At 77.2% G+C, this 535-nt stretch carries 1 protein-coding gene; it reads left to right on the top strand.

The window, feature by feature from the left end; all coding sequences use genetic code 11:
• A partial coding sequence (locus HMPREF0731_RS22860) for a COQ9 family protein (protein ID WP_007006660.1) occupies nt 1-533 on the top strand: 533 nt, incomplete at its 5' end.
• Nucleotides 534-535 lie beyond the last annotated feature (2 nt).

Below are 535 nucleotides of genomic sequence, written 5' to 3'. Positions count from 1 at the left end.
CGCTGCGCGCCGGGCTGGCCGCCGCCGGCGAGACGCCGGATGCCGCCGCCTGGCTGTTCCCGCGCGGCCCGGCCGGCATGGTCGAGGCCTGGTGCGACCTGGCCGATCGCGACATGGCCGAGGCGGCGGCGGGGATGGCGCTGGAGACGCAGCGCATCCCGGCGCGGATTCGTGCCCTGGTGGCGCTGCGGCTGCGCCAGCAGCGGCCGCACAAGGAGGCGGTGCGCCGCGCCATGGCGCTGCTGGCGCTGCCCTGGAACGCCGCCGTCGCCGCCCGCGCCACGGCACGCACCACCGATGCCATCTGGCAGGCGGCTGGCGACACCTCGAACGATTTTTCTTTCTATACGCGGCGGGCCAGCCTGGCCGGGGTCTATGGCACCACCCTGGCCTTCTGGCTGACCGACGCCGACCCGGATGACGGCGCGACGCTGGCCTTCCTGGACCGGCGGCTGGCGGATCTGGCCCGGCTGCAGCGCCGGCCCGGCCGGAGGCCCGCCGCCACGGGCCAGGCGGAGGCGGCCGCGCCCTGAGC

This window comes from Pseudoroseomonas cervicalis ATCC 49957 (assembly GCF_000164635.1).
Taxonomy (GTDB): domain Bacteria; phylum Pseudomonadota; class Alphaproteobacteria; order Acetobacterales; family Acetobacteraceae; genus Pseudoroseomonas; species Pseudoroseomonas cervicalis.
This window is presented reverse-complemented; position numbering and strand designations above follow the sequence as displayed.